The sequence below is a fragment of the Pyramidobacter piscolens W5455 genome (assembly GCF_000177335.1).
Classification (GTDB): domain Bacteria; phylum Synergistota; class Synergistia; order Synergistales; family Dethiosulfovibrionaceae; genus Pyramidobacter; species Pyramidobacter piscolens.
Map to the genome: position 1 here is coordinate 1 of NZ_ADFP01000071.1, position 16,994 is coordinate 16,994.

A 16,994-nucleotide genomic window follows, 5' to 3' on the forward strand; every position below is an offset into this window, starting at 1 on the left:
GCGGGCGCGCAGCGCGTCGGCGACGCCGGCGGCGAGCGGGCCTTCCGGGCCGACGATGGCCAGGTCGATCTGACGATCCTCGCAGAACGCGGCCAGCGTTGCGCCGTCTGTGACGCTCAGCGCATGGCACTCCGCTTTTTGGGCGATACCGGGATTGCCGGGGACGGCGTAGAGTTTCCCGCAGCGGGGCGAACGGGCGCAGGCGGATACGAGCGCGTGTTCGCGGCCGCCGCCGCCGAGAACGACAATGTTGAGTCTGCTGGTCATGGCTTAATGGCGGAAGGTGCGGTGCCCGCTGATGAACATGGACACGCCGAGTTCCCGGGCGCGCGCGGCGACCTCTTCGTCGCGGACCGAGCCGCCCGGCTGGATGACGGCGGCGATCCCGGCGGCGGCCGCTTTTTCGACGCCGTCGGGGAACGGGAAGAACGCGTCCGAAGCCATCACCGCGCCCTTGGCCTTCTCGCCGGCCTGACGCGCCGCGAAATCGACGGCGAAGACGCGGCTGCAGAATCCCATGCCGATGCCGACGGCTTCGCCGTTTTTGACCATGGCGACGGCGTTGCTCTTCGACACGGCCGCGACTTTCCAGGCCAGCACGAGATCGTCCCAAAGGTCGGGACGGGGCGTGCCGATCCATTGACCTTTTTTCTGATCGGGAAGAGGGGCCAATTCGTCGCTTTGCACGAGCATGCCGCACCAGGTTGAAACCATCTGCCGGTCGAAAACGCGCCCGCCCTTCCACGTCATGACGCGCAGGTTTTTGCGCTTCTCGGTCAGGAGCTTCAGCGCCGCGTCGTCGATGGAAGGACACAGCAGCACTTCGGTGAAGTGTTTGGAAATGGCTTCGGCCGTTTCGAGGTCGATGTGGCGGGTGACGCCGACGACGCCGCCGAACGCCGACAACGGATCGCAGGCGAAGGCGCGGTCGTAGGCTTCCGCGACCGATTTTCCGACCGCCATGCCGCAGGGCGTGGTGTGCTTGATGACGACGGCGCCGACGTCGCTCTGCAGCATGGCGGTGGCGCGCATGGCCGTGTCGAGGTCGAGCAGATTGTTGTAGGAGAGTTCTTTGCCGGCCAGCTGCGTCACGGGGAAGTCGGCCAGCGGCGGAAGGTAAACGCCGGCGTGCTGATGGGGATTTTCGCCGTAGCGCAGTTCCTGCTTGCGCACGAGCGGCAGCGTCACGGAATCTTCACCGCTTTCTTCGCCCATCTCGCGGCGCAGCCCGGCGCCGATGGTCGCGTCGTAGCGAGCGGTGGCGTCGAAGGCGCGAAGCGCCAGGCGGCGGCGCGTTGCGGGCGTCACGTCGCCCTCGGCCTTGAGCTCTTCGAGAACGGGCGCGTAATCGGCCGGATCGGTCATGACCGTTACGTAGCGGTAGTTCTTGGCGGCCGCGCGGATCAGCGCCACGCCGCCGATGTCGATGTTTTCGATCAGCGCGTCGAGGGCGGCGCCGGAGCGGGCCGTCTTTTCGAACGGATAAAGATTGGCCGCCACCATGTCGATGCCGTCGATGCCATGATCTTTCATGTCCTTGACGTCGGCGGGCAGATCGCGGCGGGCCAGGATGCCGCCGAAAACAAGCGGATGAAGAGTCTTCACCCGGCCGCCGAGGATGTGAGGAAACTTGGTGACGTCGGAAACTTCGACGACGGGAACGCCCGCGTCGCGGAACATCTTCGCCGTGCCCGAGCTCGACAAAATCTCCCAGCCCAGTCCCACGAGAGTTTGGCCGAGTTCAAGCGCTCCCGACTTGTCGGCCACAGAAATAAGCGCTCTGCGTTTCATGTACAGACCTCCTATGAAATCCGCTTGATGTAGTCTTTCAACGCCTGCCAGTAGATCTGATGCTCCACGGCGTGAATCTTGGCCGCAAAAGTCTCGATCGTGTCTCCGACTTCGCGGGCGACTTCGCGCTGCGCCAGGATCGGGCCGTGATCCATCTTCTCGTCGACGAGGTGGACCGTGACGCCGCTGACCGGTTCGCCGCTTTTCCAAAAGTCCTCGATGCCGTGAGCGCCGGGAAACTTCGGCAGCAGCGCCGGATGGATGTTGAGGATGCGCCCTTCATGGCGGCCGACGAACTTGCCCGTCAGCAGGCGCATGAAGCCGGCCAGGACGAGCAGATCGATCCCGCGCTCCTGCCAAAGCTTTTCGAGGGCGGCTTCGCCGGCGGCGCGTCCGTCTCCATAGGGCAGCACGGCCGTGGGAATGCCGCGCTGCCGGGCGAGGCGTAGCCCCGCCGCGAAAGCGTTGTCGCTGGCCACGAAAAGCGGCTGCACGTCGGCTTTTTCCGCGGCGATGCGATCGACGATGGCCTCCATGTTCGTGCCGCGGCCGGAGACGAGAATGCCGATTTTGCAGGTCATGCCCTGACGACGCGCCCGACGCGGCGCGGTTTTTCGCCGAGAGATTCGAGGACCGCGACGACCCCGGCCTCGTCTTCGGGCGAGACGATGAAGACGTAGCCGATGCCGAGGTTGAACACACGGCGCATCTCCTCTTCGGGAACGCCCTTGGAGGCGATCAGATCGAAAACGGCCGGGCGCGGCCAGTCGTAGCTCAGCTTGCAGACGCAGGGGGCGGGGATGACGCGGTTGATGTTGTCCTCGAGGCCGCTGCCGGTGATGTGCGCCATGGCCTTGACCTTGCCCGTCTTCGTCGCCGCGACGGCCTGGGGAACGTAGAGGCGCGTCGGCTTCATCAGCGTTTGTCCCAGCGTTTCGCCCGCGACGGGGCCTTCTTTGTCCAGACCGTGGGCGATCTCATCCGCCAGCGCCGAACGGACCAGCGTGTAGCCGTTGCTGTGGACGCCGGAACTGTGCAGGCCAATGATGACGTCGCCCTCTTTGACCTTGGAGCCGTCGATGATCTCCGATTCTTTGAGCGTGCCGACGGCGAAGCCTGCCAGGTCGAAACTTTCCTTGCCGTAAACGCCGGGCATTTCCGCGGTTTCGCCGCCGAGCAGCACGCAGCCGCAATACTCGCAGGCCTCGACGACCGACGTGACCACGGCGGACATCATCTCTTCGTTCAGCGCGCCGCAGGCGATGTAATCGAGAAAGAAGAGCGGCACGGCGCCGCCGGTGACCAGATCGTTGACGTTCATGGCGACGAGGTCCTGCCCGAGACCGTCGTAAATCCCCGAGGCGCGGGCGATTTCCACTTTCGTGCCCACGCCGTCGCAGCAACCGGCGATCAGGCGGTCCCCGTCGAGGCGCATCAGCCCGCTGAATCCGCCGATGCCGCCGACCACCCGCGGATCGGATTTGTGGCGTTTCATAATGCCCTTGATCGTTTCAACCCAATGGTCGCCGCCCTTGATGTCGACGCCGGCCTTTTCGTACGTCAGATTGCCCATGGTCTTCTGTCCTCCAATTAGTCAAAGCGAGATATTTCGATTGCAGACGGTTCAGCAGCGTCCGTCAGCTCAAACTTCGGCGCGGCGCGAAAAAAACGCCGCGGTCGCGCGAACCGCTGCCGGTGGAGGGACGCGGCTCGCGCTGGAATTTTAAAGATTTCTGAACGCCTTGTTCAGCGCCTCGACGCTGCGAAGGCATTTTCCGCCGACGGCGAGGCATGGACCGCCGACAACGCCGATCTCTTCGAGGGGCACGTCCTTCCAGCAGCGCCGGAACTCTTCGACCTTCGCGGCCGGCACGGCGTAGATCGCCGCGGTCGCTCCTTCTCCGAAAAGATCGGCGGCGCTGTAATCCTTGTCTTTCAGATCGGCGCCGACGCCGCTCTCGATCGCTTCTTTGGCGACGGCGACGAGCAGGCCGCCGCCGATGATCGGACGGGCGCTGTCTGCCGCCCGGGCTTTTGCCGCAGCCAGCGCGGCGGCGTTGAACGCGCGCTCGCGCTCGGGCACGAAGGGAACGGGACGTCCGGCGAAGTCGTGCGCGTAGTGGCGTTGATAGACGCTCGCCGCCAAAGTGCCTTCGTTCCAGCCGGCCAGGAAAAGGATATCGCCCTCGTTCCACCGGCCGCATTTCATGACGGCCGGCGCCTCGACGAGGCCGACCACGCCGAGCAGCGGCGTGGGAAGGATCGCCGTGGCGGACGTTTCGTTATAGAGGCTGACGTTGCCGGAGACGACGGGGCAGTCGAGCTCGCGGCAGGCGGACGCCATACCCTCGACGCTGTGCGAGAGCACCCAGAAGTGCTGAGGATTTTCCGGCGAAGGGAAGTTGAGGCAGTTGGTTAAACCGCCCGGAACGGCGCCGGCGACGGCAAGCGCGCGGCAGGAACGGGCCACCAGATTGGCCGCCGCCCGTTCCGGATCGAGTTCGCAGCTCCAAGGATCGGCTTCCATGCTGACGGCGCACAACCGTCCCGAGTCGGCGACGCGGAAAACGCTGACCGGCGAGCCCGGACCGACGACGGTATTCGCCTGCACCATCGAGTCGTACTGGACGTAAATGTCTTCTTTGCAGTGCAGATTGGAATCCCCCAACAGATCGACAAGGGCCTGAGCCGGACAGGGCGCGTCGAGTTTCAGCTCTTTGTTCCAGCGGGCTTCGAGGTTCGGACGCTGCTGCGGCCAGTCGATAGTGGGGCAGTCGCTGCCGATCGTCGTGGCGGGAATGTCGGCGACGATCTTGCCTTTCCAGTAAATGCGGTAATGGTCGCCCTCTTCGGTGCGGCCGATCTCCGTGGCGTCGAGCCCCCATTTTTCGGCGATCGCGTAAATTTCGGGCATTTTCGCGTCTTCGACGATCAGCAGCATGCGCTCCTGAGACTCCGACAGCGCGATTTCCCACGGCTCCATGCCTTCCGCCCGCAGCGGCACCTTGTCGAAGTCGATCGTCATGCCGACGCCGCTTTTGGCGGCCACTTCCGAGGAGGAAGAGAGGATCCCGGCCGCGCCCATGTCCTGCATCGACACGAACAGGCCGGCGTCGCGCATCTCCAGACAGGCTTCGGTGAGCAGCTTTTCGACGAACGGGTCGCCGATCTGGATCGAAGGGCGGCTCTCCTTGGTGTTGTCTTTCAGTTCCGTGGAGGCGAACGCCGCGCCGGCGATGCCGTCGCGCCCCGTTTTGGAGCCGAGGATGACGACGGCCTGGCCAGGCCTGGCCGTCTGCGAGCTGACGATCTTGTCGAGGTGGACCGTGCCGATGTTCATGGCGTTGACGAGCGGATTGCCCTCGTAGGTGGAATCGTAACAGGTCTTGCCGCCGATGGTGGGCACGCCGATGCAGTTGCCGTAGCCGCCGACGCCCTTGACGACGCCGTCGTGGACCGGCGACTGCTCGGAGCCGAAGAACAGCCCGTCAAGCGAGGCGACCGGCCGAGCGCCCAGAGCGATGATGTCGCGGATGATGCCGCCCACGCCGGTCGCCGCCCCCTGATAGGGAGCGACCGCCGAGGGATGGTTGTGGCTCTCGACCTTGAAGGCGATACCGATGCCCGCGCCGCCGTCGATGACGCCAGCGTTCTCGCCGGGACCGAGGACGACGAACCTGCCCTCTTTGGGAAGCTTTTTCAGCAGCGGGCGCGTGGATTTGTAGCTGCAGTGTTCCGACCACATCACGCCCATGATGCGCAGTTCGAGTTCGTTGGGCTCGCGTCCCAGCGTTTTTTTCAGGGAAAGATACTCGGACTCGCGGAGTCCTGCTTCTTTGTAATTCATCGGCGAAGGCCTCCTTCAAGCCAGCTTTTTACGGAAGTCCAGAATCCGGCGCCGTCGTTTCCGCCCAGCAGCAGATCGCTGTAGCGCTCGGGATGCGGCATCAGTCCCAGCACGTTGCCGCGTTCGTTGACGATGCCGGCGATATTGTTCAGCGCGCCGTTGGGATTGCTTTCCGGGGTGATATTGCCCCGCGCGTCGCAGTAGCGGAAAGCGATCCGCCCTTCGCCTTCCAGGCGCTCCAACCCTTCGGCGTCGATGTAATAGCGTCCCTCGTTGTGGGCAATCGGGATCGTGAGCACGTCGTTCTTTTTGTATCGAAGCGTAAAAGGCAGATCGTCGCGCTCCACGCGGACGGTGACGGGCTTGCAGACGAAATGCATGCAGTCGTTGGCAAGGAGCGCGCCGGGAAGCAAACGGCTTTCGGTCAGAACCTGAAAGCCGTTGCAGATGCCGAGAACGAGCCCGCCTTTGGCGGCATGTTCCTTGACGGCGTTCATGATCGCCGAATTCGCGGCCATAGCGCCGCAGCGCAGATAATCCCCGTACGAAAAACCGCCGGGGAGAACGACCAGATCGGTACGGTCGGGAAGGGCCGTTTCCTTGTGCCAGACGGTGACGGCCGTCGCTCCTGCGACCGAAGCCGCCGCTTTTACGGCGTCCTGGTCGCAGTTGCTGCCGGGGAAGACGACAACGGCGGTTTTCATGCGCGGGGTGCCTCCGGCTCGATCGTGAACTCTTCGATAATGTCGTTGACGAGCAGATCGTCGCACATCTTCTCGACCTGTGCGACGGCTTCGGCCTCGGAGGCGGCGTCGACGTCGAGATGGATGTACTTGCCGACGCGCAGATCTTTCAGGCAGCCGTACCCCATGCCTTTGAGAGACGCCGCGACCGTTTTGCCCTGAGTGTCGAGCACGCCTTCTTTGAGAAAAACAAGCAGACGGATTCCGTAAGTCATCAGTTCATACCTCTTTCTGGAATTGCATTCCAAATAATTTTCTCCCCGAACGCCGGAGAACGTTTAAAAGCCGTTCCTTAAAAGTTGTTGCCGACAATACAGTTTCAGGTCCGTCCCCAAAATATCCACGGGCCCGAACGCAGAGATTGCACTGACATTATTCTTCATTGCGAGATAAAAGTCAATAAACACGACGCGCGAATTTTTGTCGAAAGAGGAGCCGAATTCTCGTTTGGCGGCCGTTCGTTGCAATAAATCGAGTCGTTGTGTGCGCGTCGAAACTCTTTCTGCAAATAATAACAGAGAAAGGAGCTTTCGCGAAAATTTTTATTTTTTTTGACGGCTGGCATTTGAAAGTCTAAAATCAAAAAAACTTTGTGCTGGCAGGAAAATCGTGTATACTAGCTTGCAGATCAGAAACCGCAATTTTTGTATCACGCAAGAAAGAAGGACGATTTTTGTGACGGCCGATCCTCGAAAAATACGCAACTTTTCAATTATCGCTCATATCGACCACGGCAAGTCCACGATCGCTGACCGGCTGCTGGAATCGACGGGAACGATCGCCAAACGGAACATGAAGGAGCAGATCCTCGACAACATGGCGATCGAGCGGGAGCGGGGCATCACCATCAAATCCGTGCCCGTGCGCATGGATTACCGTGCCGCCGACGGGCAGACGTACGTGCTGAACCTGATCGACACGCCGGGGCACGTCGATTTCGGCTACGAAGTGTCGCGCTCTCTGGCGGCCTGCGAAGGCGCGCTGCTTGTCGTGGATTCCACGCAGGGAGTCCAGGCGCAGACGCTGGCGAACGCTTACAAGGCGGTCGATCACGATCTGACGGTGCTCCCGGTTCTGAACAAAATCGATCTGCCCTCGGCGCGCCCGGAGGAAGTCCGCCGCGAGATCGAAGACGTGATCGGCATCGACGCTTCGGAGGCCGTGTGCTGCAGCGCCAAGGAAGGCATCGGCATCCGGGACATTTTGGAGCAGGTCGTCGCTCGCGTCCCCGCGCCGCGGGGGAGCGAAAGCGCGCCTTTGCAGGCGCTGATCTTCGACGCCGTTTACGACAACTATCGCGGCATCGTCTGCTATGTCCGCATCATGAACGGCGCCATGCGCCCGGGCGACGCGATAAGAATGATGGCGACGGGCACTTCCTATGCGGTCGAAGAGGTGGGCGTCTTTTCGCCGGGCTGGACGCCGGTCGATGCGCTCGGGGTGGGGGAAGTCGGGTACTTTACGGCGAGCATCAAGACGCTTGACGAAGCGCGCGTCGGCGATACGGTGACGAACGTCGCCCGGCCGGCGGAAAAGGCGCTTCCCGGTTACCAGGCGGTGAAATCGGTGGTCTATTGCGGTTTTTACCCGGTGGAGCGCGACGACTTCCCGCAGCTGCGCGACGCTTTGGAAAAATTGAAGCTGAACGACGCCTCGCTGACTTACGATCCTGAGACTTCGACGGCGCTGGGATTCGGATTCCGCTGCGGCTTCCTCGGACTGCTGCATATGGACATTTCGCGCGAGCGGCTCGAGCGCGAATTCGACGTTCATCTCGTCGCCACGGCTCCCAACGTGGTGTACCGCGTCGTCAAAAAGGACGGCGAAGTCGTCGAAGCGCACCGCCCCGGCGATTTTCCTCCGGAGGGCGACGTTCAGGAAGTCCAGGAGCCGATGATCCGGCTGACGGTCTACACGCCCAAGGATTACGTGGGCAAGGTCATGCAGCTCTGCCAGGACAAACGCGGCGTGTATATCAACCTCGACTACATCACGCCCGAACGGGCGCGGCTTGCCTACGATCTGCCGCTGGCCGAGTTCATCGTGGAATTCTACGACAAACTGCAGTCGCTGACGCGCGGCTATGCGTCTCTCGACTACGAGCATATCGGCTTTCGGGCGTCGAAGCTGGTCAAGGTGGACATGCTCATCAATCAGGAGCCGATCGACGCGTTTTCGTTCATCTGCCACGTCGACGACGCCTATCACCGCGGTCACGCCTCGGCCATGAAGCTGAAAACGCTGATCCCCAACCAGCTTTTCGAAGTGCCGATCCAGGCGTCGATCGGCAAAAAGGTGATCGTGCGCACCAACGTGCGCGCTCTGCGCAAAGACGTGCTCGCCAAGTGCTACGGCGGCGACATCTCGCGCAAGAACAAGCTGCTCGAAAAACAAAAGAAGGGCAAGGAACGCCTGAAGCAGATCGGCAAAGTCTCCATTCCGCCGGAAGCGTTCCTCTCGTTCCTCGACGTGAACGATGAAGAGGATGACAAATAACCGCTGCCTCTCGCTTTACGTCCATGCGCCTTTTTGCCGTTCCAAGTGCCCGTACTGCGCGTTTTACAGCTTTGCGCCGCGAAGCGGGCAGATGGAGCGGTGGCTGGCGTGTCTTGCCGCGGAACTGGAAACGATAAAGAGCGGGCTTGGCGAAGGAGAAAGTTTTTCTACGGTCTATATCGGCGGCGGCACGCCGTCGTATCTTCCCTTGGCTCTCTGGCGCAAACTGCTCGGCGCGCTGGGCAAGGTGCCGCGGGAGCCCGCCTGCGAGTTTACGGTCGAAGCCAATCCCGAGAGCGTCGACGAGGAAAAACTGGCGCTCTGGAAAGATTTTGGCGTCACTCGCGTCAGCGTGGGCGTACAATCCCTCGACGATCGGGAACTGAAAACGATGGCCCGACCGCACGACAGCGCGCAGGCGCTGAGGATTCTCGAACTCTGCATGAAAAAGGGTTTTCGCGTCAGCGCCGATCTGATCTTCGGCCTGCCGCGCCAGACGCTGAGGCGCTGGCACGAAAGCATGTCGAAGCTCGTCGCCGAAGGCGTGACGCATCTGTCCGTCTACCAGCTCATGATCGAAGACGGCAGTTTCTGGGGGCGCTGTCGGCCGTCGGGACTGCCGGACGGTTATCCGATGTACCGTTGGGCGCAGTATTATCTGCCGCGCCAAGGATTGAAACAATATGAAATCGCCAGTTTTGCGGTCCCGGGATTTGAAAGCCGGCACAATCGAGCCTATTGGAAGCGCAGCGACGTATATGCCGCCGGGCCTGCCGCCTGGGGCTTCCTGGGCGGCGTCCGCTTCGCCAACTGCCGCAGCCTGGCACGGTGGGCGGAGCGGATCGAGAACGGACAAAGTCCCGTGGAATTTCGCGAGAAACTTTCCGCGGCGCAGGAAGCTTCGGAAGCGGCGATACTGGCGCTGCGCACGAGCGAAGGCATCCATTTCGAGGAGTTTGCCGCGCGCTATGGCAAAAGGTGGCTCGACGCGATAACGAAGCGCCTGCGCGCCCTGCCGGAGGCGGATTTTGTCTGGAGCGGGAACGGCGTGGCCCTTTCGCCGCGGGGAATGCGCGTCGGCAATTCGATCTGGACGGAACTGATGGATTTGGAGCGGTAAAGAGGCCATGGGAATGAACGATTTTTTGCCGGTCTGCCGGCGCGACATGGAGCGCCGCGGCTGGGACCAACTGGATTTTCTGTTTGTCACCGGCGATGCTTACGTGGATCACCCGACGTTTGCCAACGGTCTGATCGCCCGCTGGATGGAATTCCTCGGCTATCGCATCGGCGTGATCGCCCAGCCCGACTGGCGCGGCCGCAGCGATTTCGAAGCGATGGGGGAACCGCGGCTGGCCGTCTTCGTGTCGGCGGGCAACTTGGATTCCATGCTGAACAAGCTGACCGCCTCGCGCAACAAGCGAGGTCACGACGCCTATTCGCCCAACGGCGAAGCCGGACATCGCCCCGATCGGGCCACGATCGTCTACTGCAACCGCGTCCGCGAGATCTGGGGGAGAAAGCCGCTGATCGTCGGCGGCATCGAAGCCAGTATGCGCCGTTTCAGCCATTACGATTACTGGTCGGACAAGGTGCGCCGCCCGATGCTTGCCGACTGCAAAGCGGATCTTTTGATTTACGGCATGGGCGAACTTCAGCTGAAGGAAATCGCCGCCCGGCTCGAGGCGGGCGTGCCGGCGCGCGAGATCGACTCGGTGCCGGGCACCTGCGTGATGAAAAAGTCAAAGCCGGGGGACTGCGTGGAAATTCCCCCCTACGAGGCGGTCGCGGCCGACAAAACGGCTTATGCCGAAGCGTTCCGCCTGCAAAGCCTGGAACAGGACCCCATCCGCGGCACGGCGGTGGCGCAAAAAGTCGGCGACCGCTACATGGTGCAGAACAGGCCCATGCGCCCGCTGACGACGGAAGAATTCGACCTGGTCAACGAGCTGCCGTTTACCCGCGAAGCCCATCCCATGTACGACGCCCGCGGCGGAGTCCCCGCCATTGAAGAGGTGCGCTTCAGCATCAACAGTACGCGCGGATGCTTCGGCAGCTGCGCTTTCTGCGCGATCCACGCCCACCAGGGGCGCATCGTTCAGGCGCGAAGCGAGGAGTCGATCCTGCGGGAAGCCCGCGAGATGACGCGCCACCCGAAATTCAAAGGCTACATTCACGACGTCGGCGGCCCGACGGGGAATTTCCGTTCTCCCGCCTGCGAAGATCAGCTGCGCCGCGGCTGCTGCCGCCACCGGCAGTGCCTTTCGCCGAAGCCGTGCCCTCATCTGAACGCGACTCATCGTGAGTTCATCCGGCTGCTTGAAAAACTGAGAGCCGTTCCCGGCGTGAAAAAAGTTTTTATCCGATCGGGACTGCGTTACGATTATATCCTCGCCGATCCCGAGGGCGGACGGTTTATCGACGCGCTGTGCCGCTATCACGTTTCCGGGCAGCTGCGCGTGGCGCCGGAGCATGCCAGCCTGCGCGTGCTCCGTTTGATGGGCAAGCCGCCCGTCGAGGAGTACGTGCGCTTTAAAAAGCTCTTCGAAGAGGCGACGCGGCGCGCGGGGAAAGAGCAGTACGTCTTGCCGTATCTGATTTCCAGCCATCCGGGATGTACGCTGAAAGACGCGGTCGAGCTGGCGGAATTTCTGCGCGATCAGCGTTTCACGCCGGAGCAGGTGCAGGACTTTATCCCGACGCCGGGCAGCCTCTCGACCTGCATGTTCTATACCGGGCTCGACCCGGCGACGGGCGAAAAGCTGTACGTCCCCCGCGGCGGTCATGAAAAAGCCCTGCAGCGCGCGCTGCTTCAGTATCGGAAGCCCGAAAATTACGACCTTGTGGCGGAAGCGTTGCACAAAGCCGGCCGCGACGACTTGATCGGCTGGGACGAGCGCTGCCTGATCCGCCCGCCGAAGAGGGGCCGGCAGGGGATTTCTGTGAAACGAAAAGGACGGAACGCGTCTTTCGCTTCGGGAGGAGAAAAAAGGAAATATGGCCAACACACTCGCCGAAACCCTGACTGATTCGGGATTGATCTGGAAAGCCGGCGTGCCGCTGCGAAATCTATGTCACTGGAAGATCGGCGGCCCCGCGGATTATGTGATCGAACCGCGTAGCGCGGAGGAGACCGCGTCGGCGCGCCGCCTTGCCATAGAGGCAAACGTTCCGTTTCTTGTCATCGGCCACGGTTCCAACATGCTTTTCGACGACGCCGGTTACCGTGGCGCGATCATAAAACTGGGCAGCAGGATGAGCCGCTGTCGTTTTTCCGGCACGAGGGTCAAAGCGGAAGCCGGGATCTGGGCTCCGGCGCTGGCGCGGGCGTGCGCCGGGCGCGGCCTGACGGGGCTCGAACATATCGTGGGCATCCCCGGCAACTTGGGCGGATTGCTTTATATGAACGGCGGCAGTCTCAGAAAGAATATCGGCGACGCCGTTGTCTGCGTGGACATTTTGGACGAACAGGGGAACAGTGCCGCCGTCTCTTCCGCGGAGTGTCGTTTTTCTTACCGTCATTCGGTTTTTCAGGAGAAGAAGAGCGTTATTCTCGGCGTGGAACTGGAACTTCGGCAGAGCACTCCCGATGAAGTGCGCCGAAATATGTTGGCCGTCCTGAAAGAACGCCGGGAAAAGTTTCCTCTGGACCTGCCCAACTGCGGTTCGGTGTTTAGCAACGAGCCCCGGCTTTACGAAACGTACGGGCCGCCGGGCATGGTGATCGAGCAGACGGGACTGAAAGGCGTTCGCGTCGGCGATGCGGAGATCAGCGCGCGCCATGCCAACTTTATCGTCAATTGCGGACGGGCTTCCTCGGCGGATGTTTTCGCGCTGATCAGGCACGTCCGACGGAAAGTTCTGGAGCGGACGGGATTTCTGCTGCACTGCGAGGTCTGTTATGCGGCCCCGGACGGCCGATGCGGGCGTCTTGACGCATTCCTGTAAATAAAAAATGGAAGCTCCTCATTTCCGGAAGAGCTTCCATCATTTTTGGATTCGACGTCGGGAATTTCACAGAGAAAGAGTATTGCAGGCAAGCAAGGTGGAAACGATCTCGAACATGTTGGAGACGATCCCGACCCCGACTTTTTCCATCAGGCCGAAGTGCTTCAGGCAGGTCCCGCAGACAAGCACCGTGCCGCCCCGCGCCACATAATCGCGAAGCGTTTCGGCGCTGGACGTGTCCCGTTCCGCAAGCTTGACGCCCTCGTTCATCAGGGCGATCACGGCCGGGCGCTCGTTTTCGTCGTACTGTACCAGCGTGCCGAGAAACGCTTTCATCAGCACTTCGCCGAGTTGCGGATCGTCGCCGCCGATTCTGCTGTGAGCGATGAAAACGGCGTTCTTCAGTCTGGCCGACGGCATCAGGTCGCAGCCGCAGAATTCGGGAGCCGGCAGCGAACCGTCGCGGGTGCCGGTGACGGTGAAATCTTTGCCTTCGCCGCTGACCACGGCTCTGTAGCCCTTGCTTTCGAAAAAGCGCGAGACGTTCTGCGTGGCGGGGACGTTGTCCACGCGCACGGCGACGGCGTCGGGATTGTCGGCGACGGCGTTTTTGGTCATGATCACGGGTTCGGGGCAGGCTTTGCCTCTGGCATCGATTTGAATCATTTTTCTTTCCTCCAATTCCAATATTCGTGAGATAATAAACGACGACAATAATGATTATAGCATTCAAGGTTAAAAATGCTACTCGAAATTTACTGTGGGAGCGTGTTCATGTTGATTAAGAAGCAGAGTAAGGTCGAGTCCGTTCAGGAGGTAATGCGGTCGCTTCCTTCCATGGAAAAAATTCTCACCGACGGCCGCTTGGGCGAATTCGACGGCATTATCGACCGCGACAGTCTCAAACGCATGTGTCGCGACGCTCTGGAACGCTGGCGCGACATGATTCTCGACAGAGAAGTGCTGAGTTTTGACGGCGACGTTTTTTTTGCGGAACTGCGTCAGGAATTGAAACGTCGGCTGCGTCCCAGTCTGCGTCCCGTGCTGAATTGCACCGGCGTCGTGGTGCACACGAATCTCGGGCGCTCCTGTCTTTCCGCCGAGGCGGCCGAAGCGGCGCGCGCGGCCGCCTGCGGGTACAGCACGCTCGAGTACAATCTCGAAAGCGGCGCGCGCGGGCACAGGAACTTCCACGTGGAATGGCTTCTTTGCCAGCTGACGGGAGCCGAAGCGGCGCTCGTCGTGAACAACAACGCGGGCGCGGTGCTGCTGGTGCTCGCCGCGCTGGCCGGCAAAAAGGAAGCGGTCGTGTCCCGCGGGGAGCTGGTGGAGATCGGCGGTTCGTTCCGCATTCCCGACATCATGAGCTTCGCCGGGGCCCGCCTGGTGGAGATCGGCTGCACGAACCGCACCCACTTGAAAGATTACGAAAACGCGATTACCGACGAAACGGCGATGCTGCTCAAAGTCCATCCGTCGAATTTCCGCATTACGGGGTACGTGTCCCTGCCGCTCCGGGAGGATCTGGCCGAACTGGCCCATGCCAAGGGGCTGCTGATGATGGAGGATTTGGGAAGCGGCATTCTCGTGGACGCGCAAACGCTGGGGCTTGAGGGCGAGCCGACCGTGAACGAGTGTCTCGAAGCCGGCGTTGACGTCGTCACTTTCTCGGGGGACAAACTTCTCGGCGGTCCGCAGATCGGCGCCATCGTCGGCAGGAAAGAGATCATCGATCGGATCCGCAAGTACCCGCTGCTGCGCGCTTTGCGCTGCGATAAAATGACGCTGGCCGCCATGGAGGCAACGCTCCGCATTTATCTTCGCGGCGACTGGGAAAAAATCCCTTCACTCGGCATGATCGCCGCGTCTGAAGACGAATTGAAAGCGCGGGCGGCCGCCTTGAAAAAAAGAATTGATGCCGAGCTGGCCGATTTCTGCCTGCACACGAAAGTCGTGCCGGTCCAAGACGCCGTCGGCGGCGGCGCTTATCCGGAACGTCCGCTGCCGGGCTGGGCGGTTTCGCTGCTTCCGGCCAACGAGAATTTAAACGCCGGCATTCTGCAGGAACGCCTGCGCCGCTGTACTCTGCCCGTCGTCGCCGGAGCGCGCAGCAATGAGCTTTTGCTCCATATGCGCACGCTCCCGGCCGAGAACGAGAGCGTCTTGATGGATTCGCTGAGAGAAGCTCTGGTGACGGAACGATGAGCCGGCGCGAAATTTCGCTCGTGGTCGGAACCGCGGGGCACATCGACCATGGCAAAACGCAGTTGGTCAAAGCTCTGACGGGAATCGACTGCGATCGTTTGGGCGAAGAGAAAAAACGCGGCATCACGATCGAACTGGGATTCGCGCCGCTGGTCCTGCCCAGCGAGCGCGTGATCAGCCTGATCGACGTTCCCGGTCATGACCGTTTCATCCGGCAGATGGTGTCGGGAGCTTCCGGCGTCGACGCGGTCATGCTGGTCGTCGCTGCGGACGAAGGCGTGATGCCGCAGACGCGGGAACATCTGGACATCCTGTGCCTGCTTGGCGTTCAGCACGGCATCGTCGCCATCACGAAAAAGGATCTGGTCGACGAAGAGATGCTCGCACTCGTCGAAGAGGACGTCCGCACTCTGACGGCCGGCACGTTCCTCGAGGGCTGCCCGGTCGTGAGCGTCTCTTCGGTGACCGGCGCCGGCATCGACGAATTACGGCGCGCGCTGGAGCGTCTGGTGGATCAGGTAAAGCCGCGGGAGCGCAGCGGCGCTTACTTCATGCCGATCGACCGAGCGTTTCCCGTGGCGGGATTCGGCACGGTCGTCACCGGTACGGCCTACAAAGGGAGCATTGCTCCCGGCGAGGAGATCGAAGTCTATCCTTCCGGGCGGAGATCGCGCGTGCGCTCGGTGCAGGTCCACGGGAAAACCGTCGAGTCCGCCTATGCCGGACAGCGCGTCGCCATGTGCCTGAACGATCTCGATCTGAATGAGATCCGGCACGGCGACGTCGTCTGCGCGGACAGCGTCTACAAAGCGACATCGTGTCTTGACGTGATGCTCAAACTGCTCGGCTTCGTTCCCGAACCTCTGGAACATTGGCAGCGCGTCCGGCTTCACATCGGCACGTCCGACGTCCTGACCAGAGTTTCCCTGCTCGACGAAAAAAATCTCCGTCCCGGTCAGACCGCCCCCGTTCAGCTGGTTCTGGAAGAGCCGGTGGTCGCTTCGCTGGGGCAGCGCTTTGTGATCCGCTTTTACAGCCCGCTGCGGACGATCGGCGGCGGAGAAGTGCTCGTCCCCTATGCGAGCCGCCCCTCGGGCAGGAAACGCCGCGAATCGGAACGCGACCGTCTGGTCGCGCTCAGCGGGACGTTGACCCGCGAGGAACGGGTCGGCGCGATCGTGAACTTCGAGGGGAGCCTTTCCATGAGCGAACTCATGGTGCAGGCGCAAGAGCGCCGTCAGGACCTTGCCGCGGTCCTCGAGAAGCTGGAAAGCGGCGGCAAATTGGTGCGTCTCCACGTCGGCGACGGCATGATCTTTTCGGCGGAAAGCTATCGGAACGCCGTGGAAAAACTTCGTGCCGCAGCGAAGGCGTTCCATGCCGCTTATCCGCACCAGCGCGGGATCGCGCCGGAATCGCTGATCAATCAGGTCTTCTCTGAGTCGGAACGGAAAATCGGCCGCCTGATCCTGGAAAAGGCCGTCGAGCAGAGCCGGTTCAGAGTTGACGGAGACGTGCTGGCGCTGCCGAAGTTTGCAGCCGTCGACGACTCTGCGTACAGCGAGGCGCGGAAAAAACTGCTGGATCATTGTTCCAGGTGCGGTTTTCAGCTGCCGGAAATCGAGGCTTTGCCGAAAAACCTGAACATGACGGCCGGAGATTTTAGAAAACTGCTGGATCAGCTGAAAAAGAACAATGAAGTCGTCGTTCTTGAAGGGACGTTTGTCCTCGCGGTCGAGATTCTCAATCCGCTTCTGGCCCGGCTGAGCCGGATCGAGGGAGGGTTCACGCTGGCGCAAGTGCGGGATTTGACGGGCAGCAGCCGCAAGTTCGTCCTGCCTGTCCTTGAGTACATGGACGGAAGAGGGATCACGCGGCGCGTCGGCGAAAAGAGAATTCTCTTGAAAAAAGACTAAAAAGCAGAGTCTTCTCCGGAATGAAGAGGCGCTGATTATTTCAAAAAG

13 protein-coding genes and 1 pseudogene are annotated in these 16,994 nt (G+C 61.5%); 6 read left to right on the forward strand and 8 right to left on the reverse strand.

The window, feature by feature from the left end; genetic code table 11:
* From HMPREF7215_RS06225 to purS, 7 genes and pseudogenes are all read right to left on the reverse strand, one after another.
* Window positions 1-267 (reverse strand): annotated as a pseudogene (locus tag HMPREF7215_RS06225) (phosphoribosylamine--glycine ligase N-terminal domain-containing protein); the annotation flags it as partial.
* Window positions 268-270: 3 nt separating this feature from the next.
* The gene (purH, locus tag HMPREF7215_RS06230; RefSeq protein WP_009164880.1) at window positions 271-1,791 is read right to left on the reverse strand and encodes a bifunctional phosphoribosylaminoimidazolecarboxamide formyltransferase/IMP cyclohydrolase; all 1,521 of its coding nucleotides are present in this window, start codon (window positions 1,789-1,791) and stop codon (window positions 271-273) included.
* An 11-nt stretch (window positions 1,792-1,802) separates the two neighbouring features.
* Window positions 1,803-2,372 carry a phosphoribosylglycinamide formyltransferase gene (gene purN, locus HMPREF7215_RS06235; RefSeq protein WP_009164881.1) on the reverse strand — a complete coding sequence of 190 codons (570 nt, stop codon included), beginning with the start codon at window positions 2,370-2,372 and terminating at the stop codon, window positions 1,803-1,805.
* On the reverse strand, window positions 2,369-3,364 hold the full coding sequence (purM, locus tag HMPREF7215_RS06240) for a phosphoribosylformylglycinamidine cyclo-ligase (protein ID WP_009164882.1): 996 nt from the start codon (window positions 3,362-3,364) through the stop codon (window positions 2,369-2,371). The genes purN and purM overlap by 4 nt, the downstream gene beginning before the upstream one ends.
* Window positions 3,365-3,514: 150 nt before the next feature.
* The gene (gene purL / locus HMPREF7215_RS06245) at window positions 3,515-5,638 is read right to left on the reverse strand and encodes a phosphoribosylformylglycinamidine synthase subunit PurL (RefSeq protein ID WP_009164884.1); all 2,124 of its coding nucleotides are present in this window, start codon (window positions 5,636-5,638) and stop codon (window positions 3,515-3,517) included.
* Window positions 5,635-6,342 carry a phosphoribosylformylglycinamidine synthase subunit PurQ gene (gene purQ / locus HMPREF7215_RS06250; RefSeq protein WP_009164885.1) on the reverse strand — a complete coding sequence of 236 codons (708 nt, stop codon included), beginning with the start codon at window positions 6,340-6,342 and terminating at the stop codon, window positions 5,635-5,637. Before purQ ends, purL begins: the two co-directional genes overlap by 4 nt.
* Window positions 6,339-6,596 carry a phosphoribosylformylglycinamidine synthase subunit PurS gene (gene purS / locus HMPREF7215_RS06255; RefSeq protein WP_009164886.1) on the reverse strand — a complete coding sequence of 86 codons (258 nt, stop codon included), beginning with the start codon at window positions 6,594-6,596 and terminating at the stop codon, window positions 6,339-6,341. The genes purQ and purS overlap by 4 nt, the downstream gene beginning before the upstream one ends.
* A 460-nt stretch (window positions 6,597-7,056) precedes the next feature.
* Here purS and lepA point away from each other — a divergent pair, with 460 nt between their 5' ends.
* Genes lepA through murB form a run of 4 tightly spaced genes read left to right on the forward strand, consistent with a single transcriptional unit; the run spans window position 7,057 to window position 12,825 of the window.
* Window positions 7,057-8,877 (forward strand): translation elongation factor 4, encoded by a 1,821-nt coding sequence (gene lepA, locus HMPREF7215_RS06260; RefSeq protein ID WP_009164888.1) that lies wholly within the window; start codon window positions 7,057-7,059, stop codon window positions 8,875-8,877.
* On the forward strand, window positions 8,867-9,997 hold the full coding sequence (gene hemW, locus HMPREF7215_RS06265; protein ID WP_009164889.1) for a radical SAM family heme chaperone HemW: 1,131 nt from the start codon (window positions 8,867-8,869) through the stop codon (window positions 9,995-9,997). The genes lepA and hemW overlap by 11 nt, the downstream gene beginning before the upstream one ends.
* Before the next feature lie 13 nt (window positions 9,998-10,010).
* Window positions 10,011-11,906 carry a YgiQ family radical SAM protein gene (locus HMPREF7215_RS06270; RefSeq protein WP_009164890.1) on the forward strand — a complete coding sequence of 632 codons (1,896 nt, stop codon included), beginning with the start codon at window positions 10,011-10,013 and terminating at the stop codon, window positions 11,904-11,906.
* Window positions 11,875-12,825 carry a UDP-N-acetylmuramate dehydrogenase gene (murB, locus tag HMPREF7215_RS06275; RefSeq protein WP_009164891.1) on the forward strand — a complete coding sequence of 317 codons (951 nt, stop codon included), beginning with the start codon at window positions 11,875-11,877 and terminating at the stop codon, window positions 12,823-12,825. Before HMPREF7215_RS06270 ends, murB begins: the two co-directional genes overlap by 32 nt.
* A 66-nt stretch (window positions 12,826-12,891) precedes the next feature.
* Here the strand turns inward: murB and yedF are convergent, their stop codons facing one another.
* Window positions 12,892-13,491 carry a sulfurtransferase-like selenium metabolism protein YedF gene (gene yedF, locus HMPREF7215_RS06280; RefSeq protein WP_009164892.1) on the reverse strand — a complete coding sequence of 200 codons (600 nt, stop codon included), beginning with the start codon at window positions 13,489-13,491 and terminating at the stop codon, window positions 12,892-12,894.
* Window positions 13,492-13,599: 108 nt separating this feature from the next.
* Here yedF and selA point away from each other — a divergent pair, with 108 nt between their 5' ends.
* Complete coding sequence (gene selA / locus HMPREF7215_RS06285; RefSeq protein ID WP_156797458.1) at window positions 13,600-15,030, forward strand: L-seryl-tRNA(Sec) selenium transferase; 1,431 nt, start codon at window positions 13,600-13,602, stop codon at window positions 15,028-15,030.
* Window positions 15,027-16,946, forward strand: a complete 1,920-nt coding sequence (gene selB, locus HMPREF7215_RS06290) for a selenocysteine-specific translation elongation factor (RefSeq protein WP_009164894.1) — start codon at window positions 15,027-15,029, stop codon at window positions 16,944-16,946. The genes selA and selB overlap by 4 nt, the downstream gene beginning before the upstream one ends.
* The last annotated feature ends 48 nt before the right edge of the window (window positions 16,947-16,994 follow it).